This window comes from Wolbachia endosymbiont (group B) of Episyrphus balteatus (assembly GCF_947250575.1).
Taxonomy (GTDB): domain Bacteria; phylum Pseudomonadota; class Alphaproteobacteria; order Rickettsiales; family Anaplasmataceae; genus Wolbachia.
This window is the reverse complement of sequence record NZ_OX366325.1, coordinates 928,333-951,936: the sequence shown is the minus strand read 5'-3', so window position 1 is coordinate 951,936 and position 23,604 is coordinate 928,333. Positions and strand designations below refer to the sequence as shown.

20 protein-coding genes and 1 tRNA gene are annotated in these 23,604 nt (G+C 34.0%); 14 read left to right on the top strand and 7 right to left on the bottom strand.

The annotated features are described in order from the left end of the window. Positions 1-17: 17 nt before the first annotated feature. The 3 genes from gatA (at position 18) to OOL05_RS04525 (ending at position 5,732) form a co-directional block, all read left to right on the top strand. Positions 18-1,484 (top strand): Asp-tRNA(Asn)/Glu-tRNA(Gln) amidotransferase subunit GatA, encoded by a 1,467-nt coding sequence (gene gatA / locus OOL05_RS04535; protein ID WP_264375937.1) that lies wholly within the window; start codon positions 18-20, stop codon positions 1,482-1,484. A gap of 111 nt (positions 1,485-1,595) precedes the next feature. Then, entirely contained in the window at positions 1,596-4,124 is a 2,529-nt protein-coding gene (gene polA / locus OOL05_RS04530) for a DNA polymerase I (protein WP_264375936.1), read from the top strand. A 714-nt stretch (positions 4,125-4,838) separates the two neighbouring features. Beyond that, positions 4,839-5,732, top strand: a complete 894-nt coding sequence (locus OOL05_RS04525) for a hypothetical protein (protein ID WP_405197679.1) — start codon at positions 4,839-4,841, stop codon at positions 5,730-5,732. Positions 5,733-5,740: 8 nt separating this feature from the next. On the opposite strand, the gene OOL05_RS04520 is transcribed toward OOL05_RS04525, so the two are convergent. From OOL05_RS04520 to OOL05_RS04505, 4 genes are all read right to left on the bottom strand, one after another. Beyond that, positions 5,741-6,523 carry an exodeoxyribonuclease III gene (locus tag OOL05_RS04520; RefSeq protein ID WP_010407149.1) on the bottom strand — a complete coding sequence of 261 codons (783 nt, stop codon included), beginning with the start codon at positions 6,521-6,523 and terminating at the stop codon, positions 5,741-5,743. Continuing rightward, positions 6,523-7,230 (bottom strand): uroporphyrinogen-III synthase, encoded by a 708-nt coding sequence (locus tag OOL05_RS04515; RefSeq protein ID WP_064085243.1) that lies wholly within the window; start codon positions 7,228-7,230, stop codon positions 6,523-6,525. The genes OOL05_RS04520 and OOL05_RS04515 overlap by 1 nt, the downstream gene beginning before the upstream one ends. A 233-nt stretch (positions 7,231-7,463) precedes the next feature. After that, the gene (locus OOL05_RS04510) at positions 7,464-8,993 is read right to left on the bottom strand and encodes an actin-bundling T4SS effector WalE1 family protein (protein ID WP_264729987.1); all 1,530 of its coding nucleotides are present in this window, start codon (positions 8,991-8,993) and stop codon (positions 7,464-7,466) included. 190 nt (positions 8,994-9,183) lie between these two features. Continuing rightward, the gene (locus tag OOL05_RS04505; RefSeq protein WP_264729985.1) at positions 9,184-10,998 is read right to left on the bottom strand and encodes a coiled-coil domain-containing protein; all 1,815 of its coding nucleotides are present in this window, start codon (positions 10,996-10,998) and stop codon (positions 9,184-9,186) included. Between the two features lie 129 nt (positions 10,999-11,127). Here OOL05_RS04505 and OOL05_RS04500 point away from each other — a divergent pair, with 129 nt between their 5' ends. Continuing rightward, positions 11,128-12,453 carry a phosphomannomutase/phosphoglucomutase gene (locus OOL05_RS04500; RefSeq protein WP_010407162.1) on the top strand — a complete coding sequence of 442 codons (1,326 nt, stop codon included), beginning with the start codon at positions 11,128-11,130 and terminating at the stop codon, positions 12,451-12,453. 130 nt (positions 12,454-12,583) lie between these two features. On the opposite strand, the gene OOL05_RS04495 is transcribed toward OOL05_RS04500, so the two are convergent. Genes OOL05_RS04495 through OOL05_RS04485 form a run of 3 tightly spaced genes read right to left on the bottom strand, consistent with a single transcriptional unit; the run spans position 12,584 to position 15,587 of the window. Further along, positions 12,584-13,171, bottom strand: a complete 588-nt coding sequence (locus OOL05_RS04495; protein WP_264375933.1) for a CvpA family protein — start codon at positions 13,169-13,171, stop codon at positions 12,584-12,586. A gap of 57 nt (positions 13,172-13,228) precedes the next feature. After that, complete coding sequence (locus OOL05_RS04490; RefSeq protein WP_063631027.1) at positions 13,229-13,825, bottom strand: riboflavin synthase; 597 nt, start codon at positions 13,823-13,825, stop codon at positions 13,229-13,231. A gap of 40 nt (positions 13,826-13,865) precedes the next feature. Then, positions 13,866-15,587, bottom strand: a complete 1,722-nt coding sequence (locus OOL05_RS04485; protein WP_264729982.1) for a hypothetical protein — start codon at positions 15,585-15,587, stop codon at positions 13,866-13,868. 681 nt (positions 15,588-16,268) lie between these two features. On the opposite strand from OOL05_RS04485, the gene pheS reads away from it, so the two are divergent. From pheS to OOL05_RS04435, 10 genes are all read left to right on the top strand, one after another. Next, positions 16,269-17,312 (top strand): phenylalanine--tRNA ligase subunit alpha, encoded by a 1,044-nt coding sequence (pheS, locus tag OOL05_RS04480; protein ID WP_264686674.1) that lies wholly within the window; start codon positions 16,269-16,271, stop codon positions 17,310-17,312. Further along, positions 17,313-18,548, top strand: a complete 1,236-nt coding sequence (locus OOL05_RS04475) for an NTP transferase domain-containing protein (protein WP_064085986.1) — start codon at positions 17,313-17,315, stop codon at positions 18,546-18,548. Between the two features lie 60 nt (positions 18,549-18,608). Further along, positions 18,609-19,169, top strand: coding sequence for a P44/Msp2 family outer membrane protein (locus OOL05_RS04470; RefSeq protein WP_007302507.1), 561 nt, complete (start codon positions 18,609-18,611; stop codon positions 19,167-19,169). 235 nt (positions 19,170-19,404) lie between these two features. Continuing rightward, positions 19,405-19,875 carry a P44/Msp2 family outer membrane protein gene (locus tag OOL05_RS04465; RefSeq protein WP_007302508.1) on the top strand — a complete coding sequence of 157 codons (471 nt, stop codon included), beginning with the start codon at positions 19,405-19,407 and terminating at the stop codon, positions 19,873-19,875. Between the two features lie 234 nt (positions 19,876-20,109). Then, complete coding sequence (locus OOL05_RS04460) at positions 20,110-20,685, top strand: hypothetical protein (protein ID WP_264729981.1); 576 nt, start codon at positions 20,110-20,112, stop codon at positions 20,683-20,685. A gap of 228 nt (positions 20,686-20,913) precedes the next feature. Further along, positions 20,914-21,216, top strand: a complete 303-nt coding sequence (gene rplU / locus OOL05_RS04455) for a 50S ribosomal protein L21 (protein ID WP_064085982.1) — start codon at positions 20,914-20,916, stop codon at positions 21,214-21,216. A gap of 10 nt (positions 21,217-21,226) precedes the next feature. Then, the gene (gene rpmA / locus OOL05_RS04450) at positions 21,227-21,496 is read left to right on the top strand and encodes a 50S ribosomal protein L27 (RefSeq protein ID WP_006012184.1); all 270 of its coding nucleotides are present in this window, start codon (positions 21,227-21,229) and stop codon (positions 21,494-21,496) included. A gap of 8 nt (positions 21,497-21,504) precedes the next feature. Beyond that, a tRNA-Ile gene (locus OOL05_RS04445) sits at positions 21,505-21,581 on the top strand. A 39-nt stretch (positions 21,582-21,620) separates the two neighbouring features. After that, complete coding sequence (gene metK, locus OOL05_RS04440) at positions 21,621-22,787, top strand: methionine adenosyltransferase (protein ID WP_264729978.1); 1,167 nt, start codon at positions 21,621-21,623, stop codon at positions 22,785-22,787. 110 nt (positions 22,788-22,897) lie between these two features. Then, entirely contained in the window at positions 22,898-23,599 is a 702-nt protein-coding gene (locus OOL05_RS04435; protein ID WP_264729975.1) for a TenA family protein, read from the top strand. The last annotated feature ends 5 nt before the right edge of the window (positions 23,600-23,604 follow it).

Here is a 23,604-nt window from a genome sequence, read left to right as displayed (position 1 = left end):
GCTAAAGTTGAATATTAATGAATGAATTGAGAAGGCTAAGTATTACAGAGATGCATGATGGACTTAGGCGGGGAGATTTTTCTGCTGTTGAGCTTGTAGAGACGCATGTTAATGCAGTTGAAAATGAGCAACTAAATGCATTTGTAACAAAAACCCCAGAAATCGCGATAAAAGCTGCTAAAATAGCAGATGAATACTTCTTGAAACAAAAAGATAATATTTCACCACTTATGGGCATACCAGTTGGTGTTAAAGATTTATTCTGTACAAAAGGAATAAAAACAACAGCATGCTCAAAAATGCTGGAAAATTTCATCCCTACTTATGAATCTACGGTATCTAACTTGCTTTTAAAAAATGGAGCAGCCATGCTTGGTAAACTTAACATGGATGAGTTTGCTATGGGTTCTGCGAACACAAATAGCTATTTTGGTCCTGTTAAAAATGTATGGATTAGAAAAAGTGACGGAGAAAAAGTTGTTCCTGGTGGATCATCTGGTGGATCTGCAGCATCAGTTGCTGGGTTTTTATGTGCTGGAGCACTAGGAAGTGATACTGGTGGTTCTGTACGCCAACCAGCAGCTTATTGTGGAGTTGTTGGAATAAAGCCAACTTATGGAAGGTGTTCGCGTTTTGGTATGATTGCGTTTGCAAGTTCTCTCGATCAAGCAGGAGTAATTACTCGTTCCGTTTCTGATTCAGCATTAATGCTTGAAATAATTTGTGGCTATGATGAAAAAGATTCAACATCGAGCAAAAGGACAGTGCCTAAATTTTCCAGTTTTATAAATGGTGATATTAAGGGTAAGCGCATTGGTATACCAAAAGAGTATAAGATGGATGGAATTTCAGATGAAATAGTTCATAATTGGGAAAAAATTGCTTCCTATTTAAAAGAAAACGGTGCTGAAGTTGTTGACATTACTCTGCCTCATACTAAATATGCGATACCGGTTTACTATCTAATTTGTTCTGCTGAAACTTCATCTAACCTTGCTCGCTATGATGGTGTACGTTATGGATTCAGGGTTGATGCTGATACCCTTGAAGAAATGTATTCGCTAACAAGAGCAGAAGGTTTTGGTAAAGAAGTGAAAAGGAGAATTTTAATTGGTGCTTATGCGCTTTCTTCAGGTCATTACAATGAGTATTATGAAAAAGCACAGTGCATTAGGGCATTAATTAGAAATGATTTTATAAAAGCGTTTGAAAAAATAGATTATATACTTGTGCCATCTGCTCCAACAGAAGCTTTTGGCTTAAATGAAAAGCCAGACCCGCTAATTATGTGCATCAATGATGTGTTTACCGTGCCGGCAAGCTTAGCGGGGTTACCTGCTATTTCTGTTCCTGTTGGACTTTCCAATGAAGGCTTACCACTTGCCTTGCAAGTAATTGGAAATTATTACGATGAAGCTGGAATATTAAATATGGCAAGTGTGATAGAGCAAAATTGTGGCAGAATAGTTAATTCCCTTACGTAATATGTTTTCTTATAGTAACTATAGCATTATGATTATTTTGGCTATAGGAAACAAGAGCTTGATTTTTATAGCTAAATAACAGACCATCAAAGGCACACATAAATATCTACAATGAAAGAAAAAACTTTCACAATCATTGATGGTTATGGTTTTCTTTTCAGAGCTTATTACGTTTTGCATCATTTGACTACCACAGCTGGTATTCCAGTAGGTGCTGTGTACGGTTTTCTTAATATGGTTCTGAAGTATATTTCCCATTCGGACTACTTAACTATAGCACTTGATTCTGGCAAAAAAAATTTCAGGCACAGTTTATATTCTGAGTACAAAGCAAACAGAGTAACACCTCCTGAGGATCTAATTCCACAATTTACAATACTGAGAGAAGCGGTAGAAGCTTTTAACTTCAGCTATGAAGAGATTGAAGGCTATGAAGCAGATGACATAATTGCAACACTAGCTGCAAAATATGCCAACCACGAAGACTTTAAAGTAGTAGTAGTCTCATCAGATAAAGACTTATTTCAACTTTTGAATTACAACATTCTAATATTTGATCCTATTAAAAATATATACATAGATGAAAAACAAGTGATAGAAAAATTTGGTGTAAATTCAAATAAGCTTCTTGATTTATTTTCTCTAACTGGAGATGCATCTGATAACATTCCAGGCGTTCCAGGAATAGGCCCAAAAACTGCAGCTAAATTGCTGGATAAATTTGATTCGTTGGATAACATTATAGAAAACATCAATAACATTGAGCAAACAAGAGTTCGTAATATTCTTACTGAGCATAAGGAAAAAGCACTAATTTCAAGAGAACTTTTGTCACTATGCAAAAAAGTAGATCTTCAACATGATATTGTAAAATATGAAGTCCATCCTCCAAATATGGAAAAATTGTTATCCTTTTTGAAGAAATATGAATTTAATTCATTGATAGGAAAAGTAGAAAAGCTCTTTTCTTATAGTGGATCTAGCACAAAAGAGAAAATAGAATATAGTAGTGAAGAATTAGAAAAATTTTTGGAGCATTGCAGATATGAAGGTAAAATTGCAATTCATTGCCACTTTGAAAACAATAGATTGAACAAAATCTCCTTATCTTGCAGTGAAGATAATATTTTCTACATAGATCAAAGCTGCCTACAAGATGCACTTACTATAATAAATTCAACTTTATTTTCAAATGGGGTGCTTAAAATAGTACATGATATTAGAAAGATCAGAGAAATATTTCCTACAATAGAGAGAGTGCTAGACTCAATTGATGACCTGATGATCATGTCATACAGCCTTGACACAGGTAAGCATGATCACAGCATTCCAAACATAATTGCACACAATTTAAGTAAAAATGTAGAAACTTTCTCGGCAAAAATTTTAATAGCGATCCATGAGAAACTGACACAAAGATTATTTCAGGAAAAACTTTTTACGATTTACGAGCGCTTTGATAGACCTCTCATGAAAGTAATATTTGATATGGAGCAAAATGGAATACTGCTCAATATTCAAAAACTACAGGAATTGTCTGATAAGTTTGAGCAGCTAATTGCTGTACTTGAAAACGATATACATAATTTAGCAGGAGAAAAATTCAACATTGCATCGCCAAAACAATTAAGTGATGTTTTGTTTAATAAAATGGAGCTAAGTAAAAAGAAAAAGTCAAAATCTGGGTCTTATAGCACAAACTCTGAAGTTCTAGAGGCACTTGAAGAGGAGGGGACAGAAATCGCAGGTAAAATTTTAAGTTGGCGACATTCAAGTAAATTAAAGGGTACCTATACTGACGCGTTAATAAAACAGGTTGATCCGCTTGATGGTAGAATACATACAAGCTTTTCAATAACCACAACTGCAACTGGAAGGCTGAGCTCTAGCAATCCTAATTTACAAAATATTCCTATCAGAAGCGAAGAAGGTAGTCTTATCAGGCAAGCCTTTATTGTGCCAAAAGGTTGCAAGATAATTTCTGCTGACTATTCACAAATAGAATTAAAAATCCTGGCACACGTTGCAAATGTTACCGCATTTAAAGAAGCTTTTGCAAACAGGCAAGATATTCATGATATCACTGCAAGACAAGTTTTTGGAGTGCAAGAAATAGATGAGCAATTAAGACGCAAAGCAAAAACCATTAATTTTGGCATTATATATGGCATTAGTCCATTTGGCCTTGCAAAGCGACTTGGCATTACCTTTCAAGAGGCTGCTGAATACATTAATTACTATTTTTCTTGTTACCCAGAAATAAAGGTCTATATGGAAAAAGCAGTATCTATCGCGAGAAATCATGGTTATGTAGAGACTTTGTTTGGTAGAAGATGTTTTGTAAGAGACATCAACAATAAAATTCCTTATCTAAGACAATTTGCAGAAAGGGCAGCAATAAATGCACCACTGCAGGGAACTGCCGCTGATATAATAAAACGCGCGATGATTCGGCTTTTTGATCAGTTAAAGTCAGGTAAAATAATCCTCCAGGTTCATGATGAATTACTTGTAGAAGTGGAAGAGAGCAGAGTGCAAGAAACAGCAAAACTTATGAAAGATATAATGGAAAATGCAGTAGAAATTTCTATACCACTTGAAGTAGAAATAAAAATTAGCGACAACTGGGGCTTTTCTTAATTATACCGTAGACCCTAAGAACCTGTCTTGAAAGGACTTAATTAACAAGCATAGTCATATTAAATATTTCTTGAAGTAAGGAGAGCACGCTCATACGTCACGCAAACAACGTTTGGGAATAATCTAAGGTTCTGTGATATCAGCAGCTTTCTTGCCCCGTTTTCAGTAAACAGTGATTTTTCTATATATTAGAAAAATTTTTATTTTAATTAGCGTTAAACAATAGGCGCCTATTGGTTTTTAGCTAAAATAAAGGTCAAGTATCTGGAATTCTGAACATAAAATCCCCCTGTGTAAAAAAGATTAGAAAAAAGTGCAGCGCACATACGACAGAGATTAAGTATACGTGTATACACTGAAGAAGATACACTACATTTTTTAATTAATTTGATTGTTTAGTAGAAAAAGTCTGCAGACAAAGATAAGTTTTTGAGCTCTCAAAATATCTCTAACTGTAATTATAATCAGATTTAAAATATATGGAAGCAATTTTTTACATTCCCTTATCATTTGTTACTTTTCTATTTCTTGCTTTATTCTTTTCTTTTTTCCCTTTCAAGACAGGTTCTAAGAAATTTGAATTAATGCGAAAAATATGCTATAATTAAAGCATAGGTTAGTACGGATAGATCAGTTATGACAGGAATACCAATTTCACAATCAAAGAATCAGGAACCTTCGAAGCCACCTGTTCAGGCGGTGGAGAAAAATGAGATGGTCCTCAAGGAGGAACATAGGGTAATTTATGATGACTTTGTGAAAGTGCTACAAGATAAGGCCAAAGAGAATCAAGGAATAACTAATGCTTTCATATCAGTTTATAAGGACATACTACTTAATAATGTCAATCCGGAAAAAATAAGACCACTCAGTGAAGAGAATTTTTGTCAGTTTTTACTTTCTGTATTTAAAGAAGTTAGAGAGAAAAAATTAGCGAACAAAGAGAATGTCAAGAATGTTGAAATAAAGAAATTAGTAGATGATTGTGTAGCTGATATACGTGGTACAGAAGCTAAGGATTCACTAATAAAACTTGTTGGGTTACCATTGGGAATAAAAATAGACCCGAAAAATATTTCTGATTCTTGTATGAGTGGGCTAAAAGAGAAAATACCATTCTTAGGCGGTGGTAAAAAAGAGGATGATGAACCACCACTTAGTGATGAAGAGATGGTAACAAAGTTCTTACGTAAAGTTTTTCTTCCTATTCTTTTTTCCATTGCTTCAATATTAATTTTTGGTCCTACTACACTTGCAATAGTTGCTGCTGTTATTGGTACAATATTTGCTGTAAAGGGAGGAGTTGAGGTTCTTTTTTCAAATAATAGGCCAGGTACTTTATATGACCCTAGCTCACCAGATAAAGATGATACAGAAAAGAGAGAAAAATTGAATGAAAAAATTCGCAATGGCATTGATGATATTTTAAAAACCGAAATCAAAGAGATTGCTGAACAAATTTCTCAGGGAGACGGAGAGAATAAACAGCATTTTACTTCTGAGCGAGTTTGCAGTCCACGAAAAGAAACACCTGCTACCCTTAAACAACCTACTTTAGATCAGCCAGCTAAAAGTACAGGACAGCAAACAGATTTACCAAATATGTAAGAGGTCTTTTATTGTTTTATAACACATACAACAGGAGTATGATCAGATGGGTTTTCTAGTTTACGCAACCTATCATCTATGTAACATGTTTCCAATTTATCTGCAGCTTGTGGCGATAGCAGCATATGATCTATTCGCATTCCTTGATTGTTTCTGAGTGAATTGCCTTGATAATTCCACCAAGTGAATTGTTGTAAGTTGAGGTGAGATATTCTAAATGCATCTTTAAAACCAAGATTCAAGATCGCTCTTAATTTCTCACGCTCTTTTATATGAAAGCACACTTGGCCATTTAATAAATTTGAATCAAAAACATCAATTTCATCCAGTGCAACATTATAATCGCCAGCTATAATAGTTAACTCTTCATTTTTCAACAAAGTGCCCATCCTTTCATATAGGTTATCAAAAAACTTGAGTTTATACTCAAAAGTATGAGAGTCTGGGCTTTGACCGTTTGGAACGTATACACTTCCTACCCTTACCTTATTATTGGTGTGTTTTATCACACACTCTATATAACGTGCTTCTTGATGACTCTCTACAATATCAATTTTAAACTTCTCCAGTATTGGATATTTAGATAAAACACAAACACCATTTCTTGCAACCTGTCCATAGACAGCATATTCATATCCTAATTCTTCTATCTCTGCATAAGGAAATTGCTCTTCTGTACATTTTATCTCTTGCAGCAAAACTATATCTATCTGACTATCAACTATAAAACTACAAAGTTGGTTAATTCTTTTACGTATGGAGTTTACATTCCAAGTTGCAATCTTTAGCATCAACAATCCTTATTAATTATATCAATTAAACTCTCCCCTGTAGGCAACCTCGATGTTATAATTTTTTTCCACTTGATTAACTTTAAACTATCAGCAATGTTTTTACTCATGGTATATGCAACTGTATTATTCATCACAGGAGATAGCCCACTTTTTAGAACTAATGAACAAAATACCCTTGCAGTTTGTGAGGAAAAAAAAGCAACGCTATCAATTTTACCGTCCAATAGTAAATTTTTACACCTATTAGTTAGACTCCTTTTAGTAATTGTTTTATAGAGTACAACTTCTCTTACGTTAAAACCTTCTTCAGATAATCTTTTTTTTAGGTCACATGATACTTCTTGTCCCCTTATATATAAGAACTTTATTGCATTTGAATAATGAGATTTTATGAATGATATCAGACCATCAACGTTGCTGTCTGCTGAGATTATATCGGAAAATCCCAAATTTTTTGCAGCCTGCATAGTTGAATTACCAACTGTAATAATCGAAAAGTTATCCTCTTTGCATATTTGACTGAAAGCCTTTACACTGTTTTTACTTGTAGATATCACAACATCAAATTCGTGCGCGGATATATCAGGATTTAAGTACTTTATTGTGAATACTGGCTCTATAAAAACTTTGTATCCATATTTTTTTAGCGTGCTTCTTGTGCTCAACGAATCTAATAAAGGCCTTGTCAATAAAATAGACTTCATTCTGGTTTATTTCGCTAGCAGTAAAATGATATCCCTTATACACAAATTATTGAATAAAAATTTTATTTTTCAAGTTTCTTGCATAACCTAGAAAAAAGGCAAAAGAAACTCCATAATTGGCCCAGTGCTAGAAAACTGATCTTAAATAAGCGAATGTTTTTGATCAAATGAAAAAAAGATGTTACTCACTGAGTAACATCTTTTTTAAGAAGATAGATAGTTTTGTTTACTCTCTATATCTTCATTTTTGGAGCTTGATGCTCTACATCGACTTCAGCAGTTACTGTTGAAGAAGGTCCCACCAATTTTTCCAAAGAAACTGTCTTTCTTAAGTTATCTTGGGTTTTTAACTTGCCATTTTTCTCAGTGAACATACCATGTTGCGGAGAAGAACTTGGTGAATTGAACCCACTATCAGAATTACGACGGTAACTGGCAAAGCTAGAAGTTGTAGCAGTACTGTCAGTGCTTAAAGAACCCGTTGAATTGCTTCTTGGCGGTTTCTCCGAAGCAACATAAAAGTGGCTATTTCCTATCTCTGCAGATGGCATCTCATCCTCAGAAATCCTTTTATATCCTGTGCAAGTAACTTCCTCTGGCTTTTTGCCACCTTTTAGTGATGATGAAAACTTGCTCCAAAATGAAGTAGGTGCTTTTACTTTCTTATGCTCATTAGGATTTAATAATTCTGCTTTGCTGCTAACAGTACTTATAGAACTCGTTGAACTACTACCTGATAAGCTATTTTCCAGTGAATTCATAGAACTTGCTTTATGCCTTTTTGCTGACTTATCAAGCCTTTCTAAAGTATTAAAACGAGTATGCTCTTCCTTGCATTCTTTAATAACTTCCTTAATCTCATCATGATGTTCAGAAAAAATTTCATATAGGCTGCTATTATCTTTAGCTAACAAATGTTGCAACTTCTTAGCATCTAATTTATTGATAAAATCTATTTGCTGCTTCAATCGGTTGATCAACTGGTCCTTTTTGGCACTGTGTTGACCATCAACAGAATAAGCTTTCTCTAATATTTTTTCCCCCAGCTTAGAAAATATTTTCCTAGTTAAAGCAGAGCTATTCACACCTTTGTCTTCAAAAACTTCCTTGACAAACATTTCCTTTACACTATTAAAACTTCTCGTTTTTTCTTTTGTTTTCAAAATAACAGTTTGATCTTCATTACCTATTGAATATGCGATGCCATCTAAACTAGACATGCTTGCACCACTATCACTCATCTTCCTTCCAAGGTTTTGAATGTTATCCCCCATTTTTCTTAATGTAGAGCTAGCTCTCTCTTGTGTTGCCTGTTTTACAGAACTTGCAGTTTCTTTTACCGAATTCTTGGCATATACAGCACCATCTTTGATTTTTCCGCCAATATGCTTCGCTCCTTCAACTGTTTTTTCTGCTGACCATTTGAGCCCTTTATATCCAGATTGAACTGCTTTTACAGCAACTTTCGCAGCGAAAAATAGAGTAAGACCAACTATAGCACTTGGTATAGCAAGTGTCGCACCAACTGCCAAAAATGGTAACACTGCTGCAAATAATCCACTTGCTGTACCTACTACAAGGGCCTTATCTCCTTGCTTCATCTTGGAGAATTCTGTATCTCCTTTTAACAGATCCATAATTCTGTCTTTTAGCTTCTTGGGATCGTGAATGATATCTGAATTTAATGAAGAATCTTGAATCATTTTAAGATCATCTTGCTTAGTTTCAACAAAATTTGAAGAGTTTTTTTCACTAGGTGACATTTTAAACCTCACTATTAATTAAACATACTAATATTGTATATATCTGATTCTTAAGTTAGGGTTAATTCATCTAACAATGTCCACTTACTCTCAAATGATTTTGCTTGATGTGTTTTTTTGAAAGCACAGAAAATTAGTGATTGTTGCGGTATGATGTTTCGTTTGGATTAGCTATAGTTGAAGTAAAAACTCATCCTTTTGAAGGAGTAGATTTTTCTGAAGCCTGAGCAGAGACTGCGCTTGGATCTGATAGTTCTGTTCTGACATATTTGCCTTCTTTATTGTATAAATCAATTACTTGCTCTTCAGTTTGAACTGCCACTGTATTAGTCTCTTTTTGACCTGTTAAAGATGATGCATTAACACCTGCATTTGTACCTTGGTCTTGTGTTTTAGGAACTGTAGTTTCGTGATTACTTGCCTGGATTCGTCTACTTTCATATTCAGCTTCAGTTGAAGTAGCTACTTTCGCATTTACTTCACTGAACTCATCCGCAAGTGATCTTCCGGGTTCAAGTTGTCGAATTTTCCTCTCTAAATCTTCATTTTTTCTTTGTAGTTCATTGAATTCTTGAGACAATTGTTTCATCTTTTTAGCCAATGTATTGTTTTTCCCTTTTTCTTCCGTCAATTCTTCTACCAACTGCTTTTCGTGATTATCTTGTGAACCTTCTACCAATATTTTCTCTATATAATTTCTCAGCTCTGTGTTTTCTTCTTTCAACTTACTTAGTTCAATCTCACCTTGATCCAATTTTTTCTGTAGTTCCGCATTTATTCTATTTGTTGACTGAATCTCGCTTTCTTTATCTTTCAATTGATTAATTAAATCTGTTATTCTAACATTTTTATCTTCTTGACTTTGTTCTAGTACGGTTACTTTTTGTGCTAATTGCTCTATGTCTTTATCCTTTTCAGCTAACTCTTTTTCCTTTCTTTTTAATTCAGCTTTAAGTCTTGTGACTTCTTTTTCCAGATCTTGCTTTCCCTCGATTAATTGACTTGCTTCTGCTTCACCTTCTTCTGTTATCTTCGTATTACGGCTTTTTAACTCCGCGTTTTCCTTCTTGAGATATGTGTTTTCTTCCTCTAACTCATTTCCTTCTTGTTTGTTCTCTTCTTCATCACTAAACGTATCACTCTCAAATATTTCATCTTCACCATTAAATTCACTACTAATAGACAAAGAACTTCTGCGTGAAGAAGGTGTATTAAGAGAAGAATATCCACTGCTACTTGGTGTAGCTGACTGTGGTGAATCTTTTGTAAATGTTTCCTCTGCTGGTGTTTGCTGCTCGTTCACACTTTTGACCATGTCAGTGAAAGTTTGATATAGAGTTTTGCCATTGATAAAAACTTCTTTATTCTGCTCAACTAATTTTAATACCTCTTCTGGGTCAGTTATTTCTCCAAATTTTGGTTCATCAAACACTCTTTTTATGCCCTTAGAATTTACTTCTACAGTCATGCTACAATCTATGCTATTGCCTTTAGAATCCTTAGCTTGCCAGTTAATGGTCATCTCACATGAGCTTGAACCAGTAAAATCATAGTGCCTTTCGCTGCCTTTTTTGGTTGCAGTTATTTGACTATCTTTCCCTAAAGATAGGTTATAAACCTTGCCTTCGTCACTGGCTCTTAAAAGGGTGCTAATCTCTATTGGTTTTTCTTTATTTTCAAATCTAATTTTAAATTCATTATCTTGTGTTGTATATACTAAGAAATTTTCACTTGGTAGAGATTCTGCGAATTTTTTATGTGTTGCATTTATTGATTGCTCAAACTTTTGAAACTCCTCTTTCCACTTTGAACTTACCTGTTCTTTAATGTTCTCATCTTTGTGTAAAGGACCAATAAAGTACCAGATTAAATTTTCTTCTTCTAGTTTTCTGATAAAATCCTGAAAATTTTTGCAAGATTTAATGAAACTTAAAATATCATTTTTCTTTTGCTCATCTACATCTAAACCTTGATTTTCAGCTATAAATAAGTTTTCTTTTAGCATAATTTCTATTTTTAGAGAACTATATTATAATATTAGCATATTTTCTTAAAAAATCAACTAATCTTATAGTTAAATAAACTTGAGTATTTGGCGGGAATGTTATATATTAACCACTCCAAGAAGTGCAGTATGGACAATACTATTATAAGAAAATACGATATTAGAGGTGTGGTAGGCAGAGACCTGCAAATCAGTGATGGGTATGAAATAGGTAGAAAATTCGGTCAAACTGCAGCTAACGTTTGTGTAGGCTATGACAGCAGGATAGATTCACCAAGCATAGAAAAAGAATTAATCAGAGGCTTGATTTTATCCGGTGCGAATGTTATACGCGTTGGGCTCTGTTCTTCACCTATGCTCTACGCTGCAACAATGCAGGCAGATCTTGGGATTATGATCACTGCTTCTCATAATCCCAGAGAATATAACGGCTTTAAATTTTTCAGTAGTAAAAAAGTTTACTCAGATCAAGAAATGAAGGAAATTATAGGCAATACAATTAAAAACAGCACGAAAATTGGAAGCTTAATTAACACGAATATATATAGTGAGTACGTTAACATATTAAAAAATGCGCTCAAGAATAACGCTACACAAAAACTAAAAATAGCTTGGGATTTTGGCAATAGCCCAACAATTGTAAGGTATATTGAAAAGATTTTACCAGATCATATACACATCGTAACCAATAGCTTTATAGATGGAACGTTTCCACTGCATGACCCAGATCCCATAGAAGAGAAAAATCTTGCTCAGTTAATAGATATTGTCAAGAAAGATAAATGTGATCTTGGTATTGCACTTGATGGTGATGGTGATAGGGTACGCTTGATTGATAATAAAGGTAATGTTGTTTCCAATGATCACTTGTTTATGATTTTTTCACGTGAAGTATTGGCGGAACACCCAAAAAGCAAGGTTATTGCCAACGTAAAAATGAGTATGAAAGTGCATGATTTCGTTAGCAAATTAGGAGGGCAAATAATTACCTGTGCCACTGGACACTCACTAGTTAAGAAAAAGATGGTAGAAGAAGGAGCAAAGTTTGCCGGTGAACTGAGTGGACATTTTTTCTTTTCTGAGCTAGGTTTTGATGATGGACTATATTCTGCTATTAAAGCCATTGACATTTTACTTAAGAAAAACCAAAGCCTATCTGAGATGATTAAAGATTTACCAAAGTTATATATCACTCATGAAGTGAAAATTGTAGTGAAGGATGAGAAAAAATTTCAAATAATTGAATCAATAAAGGAGACACTAAAGCAGCAAAACATTGTATTTTCAGAGCTTGATGGAATTAAGGTAACTGATGATAAAGGTTGGTGGCTTCTTAGAGTATCAAATACGCAAAACTGCATAACAGCAAGATGTGAAGGAAATACCTTAGAAGATTTTGAATTCACTAAAAAAGTTTTGTTGTATTACATTGATGAACTAAAATTATACATTTAAATTTTTTTGATGATTTACTTATTCGTCAATGTTTGCAGTTTTGTTTGATTAGTAATAGGAATTGGTAACCTATGGCGCACTGCTGTGGATAACAGCTGTCTAAGCTAATTTAGCTATAGAAAATGAACACTCACTTTTCTTTATTGTTTTGAGATTTTTCTTGATCAACCATTTCCTCACCGATCTCTTTTATTTTTAGTATCAATGACTCTGGTACATACATGTTAATTACTTCTTCTGTTGTCACAAATAAAGCCTGATAAGAGTGTGAATTTATTATCCAATTGGGCAATATGTCTTCTGCGTCTATTTTAGACTCTCCCTCTTTTTTATCATATACTGTGTGGCAATATAAGTGCACAGCAAAAAATAGTACATAAGAAAGCAATATTCCTCTGAGTGCTCCGACAAAGATTCCAGTAACTCTATCCATTAATCCCAACCTTATGGGTGATAATATGTACATTATCCAGTTATTCATTGTCATGAATGTAAGATTAAGTACGATAAATACAGAGATTGTAGAAAGTATGTTTTGTGTAACTTTAGAGTCAAAATACTTACTATAATTTATAATAAAAAAATCATAGTAATTGGCTGTCAAAAAGACTGATAAGAGCAAGAACATTAATGCACATAGCTCTTTTATAAAACCTCTAGTTATCGATATTATTACACACAAGACAATAATAAAGATAATTAGGCTATCGAAAAACATATTTTGTATCTATATGATTTTCAAGATATAATAGTTGTAAATAACAAAGTTGTAAAATTAATTGTGTTGATATTTTATCAGCTGGTCTAAGTACCGAGCAATCATATCAACTTCTAAATTTAGGTAATTACCTGTTTTGTTATATTGAAAAGTTGTATTTTTCCATGTGTAGGGAATAATGTTCACAGTGAATTCTTGATCTACAACTGAATTTACTGTAAGGGAAACTCCATCTAGCGTTACAGAACCTTTTTTTGCAACAAATTTAATTAATTCTTGTGGGCATGATAGTCTGATTTCATGAGATTCTAAATTTTGATTGATTGTTAAAATTTCTGCCGTGTCATCCACATGACCCTGAACCAAGTGGCCGTCAATTCTGTCACTCAGTTTCATTGCTTGTTCTAGGTTTATTTTTTTCCCTGTTTTCCACGTATTTAAGTTAGAAACCTTCATGGTTTCTTGAGATACTTGAACTGTGAATACATTGCTCATTATGTTGACAACAGTTAAACACACTCCGGAGCAGGATATTGAATCTCCTTTGTTTATAGAGGATAAATTTTGTGTCTCAATATGGAAGATTTGATCAGAGTTAGGGTGGATAGTGATATCAGTTATAGTGCCAATATCTTTGATAATTCCTTTAAACATGCAATAAAATAAATAATTATATCACAAAAGATCTTATTTGTTAGGTGCGCAAAGGAAGATCTTTTTTACTTATCTGCTCAATAGATTCTACAGAATATTCAGAATATATAAAGTAAGCTAGGCTTAAAACGCACAGTGTAATTAATATTGGTAACCCTATGTTTAATGTTAGACCGATACTTTCCCTTTTTTCTGTTGGCACCAATTCCTTTAAAATTGACACTTTTCCCAGCGGCAAGTGCCATAGGCAGAGTGCTGATATAGAAGCTGCTACTAAAAATAGACAAAAATAAGTCTCTTTCGAAGAAAACATAGCTTTTAATGGTGATTTGAGCCTAATATTAGTAGGCAATCGAGTTTTAGCTTCATTTGTTTTTGGTAAATGGTCTACAGCTTTGCTTGGTAAAATTTCATGAGAAACATTTTTAGGCTGTGGAGAAGGTTGGCCTGAAACTAATTTAATCAACTGCTCTTTTTTTCTATATACTTGCTTGTGTAAATACTCTTTTGGAAAAGAAGATTTGCCGGCTGTTTGTGGTATCTTCAGCATTTCTAATGCTTCTGATATCTCATCTGGTTCTAATACTTCATGTAGTTGTTTATCTTGGAAATAAATAATATTAAACATTGAGTTGAAAATATTGTGAAATATTTCTGGATCTTGATTTTTATATTCACTTACTACTTCTACGAATATTTCATCGAGTTTTTTTCCCTTGTGCTTAGCTACATTATCTATCATAGCTACTCTAGCATCAATTTGAGCTTGTTTTATGATTGATTGTTTTTCTTCTTGCAATAATTCTTTAGCCTGCTTTTTTGACTTCTTTTTTCTGTTAGCTTTAAAATAATCTGTGTGCGAAGTAGTTTGACCTATATCCCGTTCCACTTCTTGAGGCATTGGATTTCCTATACTACCCTCTGTTATCCGAGTGTCTAACACTGGTTCTTTTTCTTTTTGGTCAAGTGCTGGAATAACACCAGGTGGCATATTGTTACTCTGTATAGAAAATTTGGGCAGTTGTGGGAAAAAGAATTGTGCCGTATTAAAAAAATTGAATGGCTGAAAAAGAGACCTAAACCAGGAAATATTTTCATGCATTGCAGCAACAATTACTGGTGCGCGTGTAATTTGCTTTCTGTTACTTACTATATTGTAGCCAAACGAACCTTGCACAATTTGGTTGCCTTGCGTGTTCCCTTTTTCAACCACATTTTCGTTTTTATTTTCAGTTTCTTCTGCTTGTAACGTATCTTGACTTTGCTCCTCGCTTTTAGCTTTTTCTACATGTTTTAGCTTCTCATTTAAGAGTGCCTCGATTTGTTGCAAGCTATCTAGATTGATGTTTTTGTCTGTTTTTAGCGTTATCGTTATGCCCTGCAGAAGGATTTGAATTGAAGCATTACTTATGAATTCTTCTACAGTTTTATTCGCTTTATGGTGGTTGTTGTATAGTTCTTCACTTTCTTTTGGTACTTTTATATTGGCTGTGAAGTTTTTCTCCTGAGAAAGGCAGATTTTAAAAAAGTCAATTAAATGTTTTATTTGAGCTAATATTGTATTAGGGTTTACCTCTGTTAGCAGCTTGAGCTTAAATGAAAACTCTTGTGTATCACTTACAACACTTCTTGAGCGAATGGTGCTAATCTCCAGTACTTCATTAGAAAATGCCTTACTTATTTTTTTAGATCTATCCTTAAAAAACTTAGGTAAACCCTCAATTTCGTATTTTTTCTTAGTTTCTATGTTACTACTATGCATGAGTAAATTTTTTAATGTAGAGTGAAATAAAAAACATAACTAGTCAATAAATTAATAATTATAGCACCCTTGCATAACAGCGGCGCGTTGGATTCAATAAGAGCAGAAGAAGTTACTTTACAAACCTCATCAGTTTCCTTATCATGACAATAAGAGTATTTATCCTTGTTTTTGATCTGCGCAGATTCAATGACAAAATTCAGTAAAAAAACTCAGATATTTATTGGCAAATTACATAAAATTATAGCGGCTGCATGTCTTTTTTATTTTTTCTACATTCAGCCAAAATCCGCTTAAAATAAGCGTTAGAACATTATTACAATGCCAATTTACATTATAAAACTCACTACTGGGAGATTCTTTTGCCTTTTTTTTGCTTGGTGAATTTCTTAATATTTTGGATTGGTTAGGAGTCCTATAGAGATGTCATTCCAGCACTTGATGCTGGAATTCAGGAATTTTTTGAGCACGAAAGTTATGCTAAGTTTTTATTGTTAAGTAAAGGCTGGATTCCAGTGTCGGAGCACTGGAATGACAGAAGAAGGAAACACTCGGATAGGGGCAATTTTAATGATACCATCATAGAGATCAGCTACTCTGATGACAACTTTTTATGCGAATAGTTTTATTGATGATATTAAAGACTTCACTATAATGAAAGTTTAAGCTAGCGTTTTTAAGGTGAATAAAGAGCTAATAAGTGAAATACCTTTACTTGAAGATAAGGCAGTTTCTGAGATTGAAAATGCTGCTTCTTTGCAAGATTTAGAAAAAGTTAGGTTGTCATACTTGGGGAGAAAGGGTCTAATAAAGGCTTATTTCGATGACTTAAAGAATATAGATGATGCAGGAGAAAAACGCGACCTAGGTGCAGTGATTAATGTTTTACGCAATAAGATAGACCAGCTTATAACAAGCAAAGAAAATGAACTAAAAGATAAAGAAGTTAAGTTAAAACTGCAAAATGAAGCAGTTGATATCACACTGCCTGTCAGACCAGAAAGAATTGGCAAGATTCATCCACTGAGCAAAGTTATAAGTGAAGTAAAGCTCATTTTTGCACATATGGGCTTCAAAGCAGTTGATGGTCCTGATATTGAAGATGAATTTCACGTGTTTGATGCGCTAAATACTCCAAGTCATCATCCTGCGCGAGAGGAGCAAGATACCTTCTACTTAAAGAATAAAATAAACGATAAAAGAATGGTGCTGCGCACTCATACCTCATCTGTGCAGATTAGAACTATGGAAAAGATAAAAGCTTTTCCAATTAAAATAGTTGCTGCAGGCAGGGTATACAGAAATGACTTTGATGCAACTCACACTCCTATGTTTCATCAGATAGAAGGGCTTTATGTTAATGAAAATGTCAATATGGGCCAATTAAAATTTACTATTCATCGCTTCCTTAGTAAATTTTTCGGAGATAAAGGTCTAAAAATACGCTTTCGTAATAGTTTTTTTCCTTTTACTGAGCCTTCTGCAGAAGTGGACATAAGTTATAAAGGTAGTAAATGGATTGAAGTACTTGGATGTGGTATGGTGCATCCAAATGTCTTTAAAAATGTTGGAATAGACCATACTAAATACAGTGGCTTTGCATTTGGGATTGGTATAGAAAGGCTAGCAATGCTGAAATATCAAATTAGTGATCTAAGGAGCTTTTACGACAATAGAGTTAGTTGGCTCAACCATTATGGTTTTCATTTTTCGTCTTTAAGATAAGTGACAAATAAATCTTATACATTTGTTGTACTTGCTGCTGGGCATGGTAAACGAATGAATTCAAGCTTGCCTAAGGTTCTGCACAAAATAGGTAATTTCTCCATGCTTGAGCATGTCATTTACAATGCAAAGCAGCTGAATCCTGAAAAAATAGTTATTGTAGTCGATTTGCCTTTAACTCAAAGGCTGAAATGCTTTGAGGGTATAAAACTAATTACACAAGAGTCAACGCTCGGTACAGGGGATGCAGTCAAAATTGCAATGAGAAACCTGAAAGAATTGTCAGATATAGTTGTTGTGCAGTATGGGGATACTCCACTAATAAAAAGCAGCACAATAACTAAAATGATAAGCTGCTTAGGAGAGAGCAATGCTTTAGTTTGTCTTGGGTTTAAAACTAATAATAAAGGATACGGTAGACTAATTATTGAGAACGGTTCCCTAAGAGAAATCGTAGAAGCACAAAATGGTAGAAATAATGATGAGGAATTTCTTGCTAATGCCGGAATAATGGTTGCACGTGAAAAGAATCTACGTGAATTGGTGGAGAAAATAGAGTGTAATAACCAAGCTCATGAATATTACTTGACCGATATCGTTGCCATTGCAGTAAAGAGTAATTTAAATGTCGGCTATGTTATTGCTGATGAGGAGGAGGCAACTGGCATAAATAATAGGAATGACCTTGCAACGGCCGAGTTTTACTTTCAAGAAGAAAAAAGAAAGTTTTTCACTAACTCTGGAGTAACACTTGTTGCTCCAGAAACTGTTTTCTTCTCTCTTGATACGCAAATTGGTATGGATTCGATTGTTTACCCATACGTTTTTTTTGGTCCTGGAGTAAAAATAGGATCTGGTGTTAGGGTTGGTCCATTTGCCAAATGTGAAAATACAACAATAGGTGATGGTGCAATCATAGGTAATTTTGTTGAAACAAAAGCAAGTGATATAGGTATAAATACTAAGATAAAGCACTTAAGTTATATAGGAAATACTCAGGTAGGGCAGGGGAGTAACATAGGTGCAGGTACCGTTATTTGTAATTATGATGGGAAAAAGAAACATAAAACAAATATTGGAAGCAATTGTTTTATTGGTGCCAATAGCTCACTCATTGCACCGCTTAATGTTCATGATGACTCTCTAGTTGCAGCAGGTAGCGTTATAGTAGAGGATGTGCCAGAGAAAAGTCTTGCAATTGCAAGAGAAAGGCAAATAACTAAGAAAATAAAATAATTCCAATTTTTTTCTTGATGGTTATGCTTATATATGCATATGCTGAGATCTTAGATAAAAATGAAAAAATTATTTACCTTGTTGGTTTGTTGTTCTCTTTCAGTACCATCTTTTGGAGTTGATTGGATTAAAGATAGAATCTATACTTCTTTATCATATAGCCGACTTGGTGTTAATTATGACGTTGGTTTTCACTATACAGATAGCGTTAAAATTTCAGTTGGCTATGTAATCAAACCTATTATTAATTCTCTAATCAAACCTACTCTTGATGAAGAATTTGGAGCAGTGGTGGGGCTTATGGCAAAGCTTCATTATCATCATAAATTTGAAAATACGGGTATTACTCCTTATATTACTGCTGGTGTTGGTGCTGTTATAGTGCGTACAATGAAGGCTAAACCTAATGTAGGTAGAGCTGATAGTATAGGTGAAAACATAAGTGCTCTACTTGGAGAGGCTTTCAAAGCTGTAGTCAATGATGAATTTTTTTCTTATCAAATAGGTTCTGGTATTAATCTTCCACTTTCTGAAAGAACAAGTGTTTTTGCTGGCTACAAATTGCAAAGGTTTCATAAAATTTTCCATGGAATTGAGCTAGGAGTGAGTTTTAATTTATAAACTCTGATTGAATATTTTTAGTAAAGGCTAGTGGGAAATTATATTGAAGTGAAAGTAAGTGATGTAGACTCAAATGATGATTGCAGCAGATAGTGAAAGATATGCCAATTTGCAATTGCAAGAGAAAGACAAATAACAAAAAAAATAAAATAATTCCAATTTTTTACTTGCAATTTATACTATTTTTAATATTTATATGCTTGTATATGCATATATTAATCTTTGGAGGATAAAAATGAAAAAGTTACTTACTTTCTTGGCTTGCTGTTCTTTGTCAGCACCGTCTTTTGGAGTTGATTGGGTTAAAGATAGAACCTACACCTCTTCGTCGTATGGTATGCTTGGTATTAATTATGATCTTGGCTATCATTGTACAGATAGCATTAAAATTTCATTTGGTCCTGCAGTTAAACTTGTTATGAGTGAAGGGATTTTAGACGCGGGACTTATGACAAAGCTTCATTATCATTATAAATTTGAAAATACAGATATTACTCCTTATGTTACTTTTGGTGTAGGAGGAGTTGCTAAAATTCCTCTTTCAGAAAATCAAGGGCCAGACGTAGAAGAATTTTTTTCTTATCAAATAGGTTCTGGTATTAATCTTCCACTTTCTGAGAGAACAAGTGTTTTTGCTGGCTACAAGCTGCAGAAGTTTCATGAACTTTCGCATGGGGTTGAATTTGGAATGAGTTTTAATTTGTAAGCTCCGATTGAATGTTTTTAGTGAAGTCTGGTTTGAATTTTTGTTGAAAAAAAGCAAGTGATATAGGCTAAAATGATGATTGCGGTAGGTAACAAAATGTGACAAAGAGAAGTTTGGCAATTGCAAGAGAAAGGCAAGTAGCTAAGAAAGTGATTCCGATTTTATTATGTAAGTTATGTAATTTTTAACTTTTCTGTGAGTATATATGCGTATATTCATGGTTAGAGGGTGAAAATGAAAAAATTACTTACTTTGGTTATCTGCTGTTCTTTGTCAGCACCATCTTTTGGAGTTGATTGGATTAAAGATAGAATCTACACTTCCTTTTCAGGTGGGGTTGGTGCTAATGTTGATCTTGGCTATCACTATACAGATAGCATTAAAATTTCAATTGGTCCTGTAATCAAACCTATTCTTAATGAAGAAGTGGGAATAGGGGGTGGCCTTATGGCAAAGCTTCATTATCATTATAAATTTGAAAGTACAGATATTACTCCATATATTACTGCTGGTGTTGGTGCTGTTCTAGTTTATGGTATTCACTTTGATGAAGATGAAAGTAAAAAAGCCGGAGAATTGCTGAATAAGCAAAATACAATTAAGGAAATAAGAGAAAACTGGAAGGGGATAACAGGTGCATTGGGAAAGGCTGTCAAATTTAAAACTAATAGTACCTTTTTTTCCTTTCTGGTAGGTTTTGGTGCTAATCTTCCACTTTCTGAGAGAACAAATGTTTTTGCTGGCTACAAACTTCAAAAATTCCATAAGCTTTCGCATGGAGTTGAACTTGGAGTGAGTTTTAATTTGTAAGCTCAGATTAAATATTTTTAGTGAAAGCTTGAGTTTTTATTAACATCATAAAGTTTTCATGAGAAGAAGGGAATTTAAGGTGAATGTTAAGAATAGTCAGGTTTTAAAACTTGACTACTCTCCAAGGAAAAGCAGATAAAGATAGAAGTATTTCATGTTTTTATTTATATTGACAGTATGTGTAACATCATTTACGATTAATGTTAATAACGATAATTGATATTTGTCATGTTTGCAGTAATCGAAACTGGTGGAAAGCAGTATTTAGTAAAAAAAGGCAGCATAATTAAAGTAGAAAGATTACAAGCTGAAGAAAAAGAGGAAGTGGAAATCAATAAAGTGATTTGTGTTTCAAGTAATGGCTTATCTTGTTCATCGAGTGCTGTTGTTAAAGCTGAAGTACTGGAGCAGTGTAGAGATAAAAAAATTATAATCTTTAAGAAAAAGAGAAGAAAAAATTACCGTAGGAAAAATGGTCATAGGCAGTATATTACTGTTCTTCGTATTAATGAAATTAGTCTTCAAAAGTAAGAGGTAAGATATGGCAACTAAAAAATCAGGTGGTAGTTCCTGTAATGGTAGAGATTCGGCAGGGCGTCGGCTCGGGATAAAGAAGAATGGTGAGGTTATTCCAGGTAACATAATTGTACGTCAAAGAGGTACAAAATTTCATCCTGGAAAGAATGTTGGTATGGGTAAAGATCATACGATTTTTGCTAAAACGAAAGGCTGGGTGAGTTTTAGAAAATCAGCAAATAAAAAGACGTTTATTGATGTTGTGCCTACAGATGATATGCAAGCCTTGGCTTGAATAGATACGGGTCTGTAGCTCAGGTGGTTAGAGCGCACGCCTGATAAGCGTGAGGTCGGAGGTTCAACTCTTCCCAGACCCACCATTTAAATTTGCAATAGTTTTGATATCGTGTAACTAAGCGATGGTTTTACATAAGAATTCAGTAACCAGTGAATCAGTAGCAGCCGGTCATCCAGACAAAGTAGCAGACCAGATTTCAGATGCAATACTTGACGAATACCTTTTTAATGACTCTTCCTCTCGTACTGCAATAGAGACTTTAGTTACTAAAGATAATGTTATTATAGCTGGGGAAGTATTTGGGCCGAACATTGAAAATAGCAAGATTGAAAGTATTGTACGGAATACAATAAAAGATATTGGTTATGAGCATGATGGTTTCCACTGGGAAACAGTGAAAGTAAATATATTACTACATGAACAATCAAATGACATTGCAATAGGTGTGGATCAAGGTGCTGGGGATCAGGGCATAATGTATGGCTATGCAACAATAGAGACAGAAAGCCTCATGCCAGCACCCATTTTTTATGCACACTCGATTCTGAGAAATATCATGAGTATGGTCAAAGAGGTAAAGCTTGGTCCGGATGCAAAATCGCAAATCACTTTGGCGTATGAGAATAACCTTCCAGTGCGTGCTGAAAGTATTGTTGTTTCAATACAGCATCTTGAGGATCTGAGTCAATCGAAAGTGAAGGAAATAATTTATCCTTACATAGCTTCATCTTTACCTGAAGGGTGGATGTGCCCTAAAGAAAATCTCTTAGTCAATCCAACAGGTAGATTTGTTATTGGCGGACCAGTTGGTGATTGTGGATTAACCGGACGAAAAATTATGGTTGATACTTATGGAGGCTATATTCCACATGGTGGAGGAGCGTTTTCTGGAAAAGATGCAACAAAAGTTGATAGATCCGCAGCTTATATGGCGAGATACCTTGCTAAAAATATTGTCTTTGCAGGTTTAGCTGAACGTTGTCTTGTGCAGCTTTCTTATGCAATTGGTGTCTCAAAACCTACTTCATTTTACATTGATACATTTGGCACGAATACAATAGATGAAGAGAGGATTAAAGGGTTTATTGAAGGTAACATAGATTTATCAACTAAAGGCATAATAAGACATTTATCACTTAATCGTCCTATATATAAACGTACAGCCTGCTATGGGCATTTTGGTAAAGAATCGGAAAGTGATGGTGGATTTTCTTGGGAAGGTGTGGACTTATCTACTGATTTTTGTAAAGAATTTAATATAGAAGAAAAAAAGAGAGAATTTCTTTAAATTATTAAACTCTTTTATTTCTAGCTTGATACTGATATAATAACTTATTATTAAATTGTAAGTAACTTTTTAGTAATTATACCAGTTTTAATATTTATGAGGCTTACAAGATGTCCGAAAAACCAAAAGAAGAATTTTACGATATTGCTGTAAGAGAGTCATCTGGCCTTATTGAAAAAATAATAAAACATCCTTTCAATGTTGAATTGATGAACAATACGCTAGATTATGAAAAGTTTAAATTTTATCTTCAGCAGGATTTTTTGTATGTAGTAGACTGCACTCGTGCTTTATTGATTATTGCAGCTAAATTTAATGACGTTGAAATAATGAATAAACTAGTTTGTGTAGCTGTGGGTACTTTTGCCACACGAGATTACTATAGAGAACATTTTGCAGATTGCGATTTGTCTGATAGCCACAAAAAGTCGAAGTCTTGCTCAGCTTTTACTAACTTCTTTGTACGTGTTGCACATCACAATTCTGTTGCTGAAGGTTTAGCAGCTTCTTACCCGTGCTTTTGTATATATCAAATAGTTGTACGTCATATTGCGAAAGGTAAAACTGTTGCTGATAACAAATATCAAAAATGGATAGATTTTTTTAACTCTGATGCAGCAAATACCATGATTGATGATGTAACTAACATTATGAACAGTCTATATAAAAAATCCAATGATAATGAGCAAAGGAATATGTTAGAATTCTTTCGTAGTGGGATGCAGCTTGAAATGGAATTTTGGAATGAGATATATTATAATGCAGGTCGCGACTTAGAATCTAATATAGAGTTACTCGTGTCAGAATCTTGATTTTG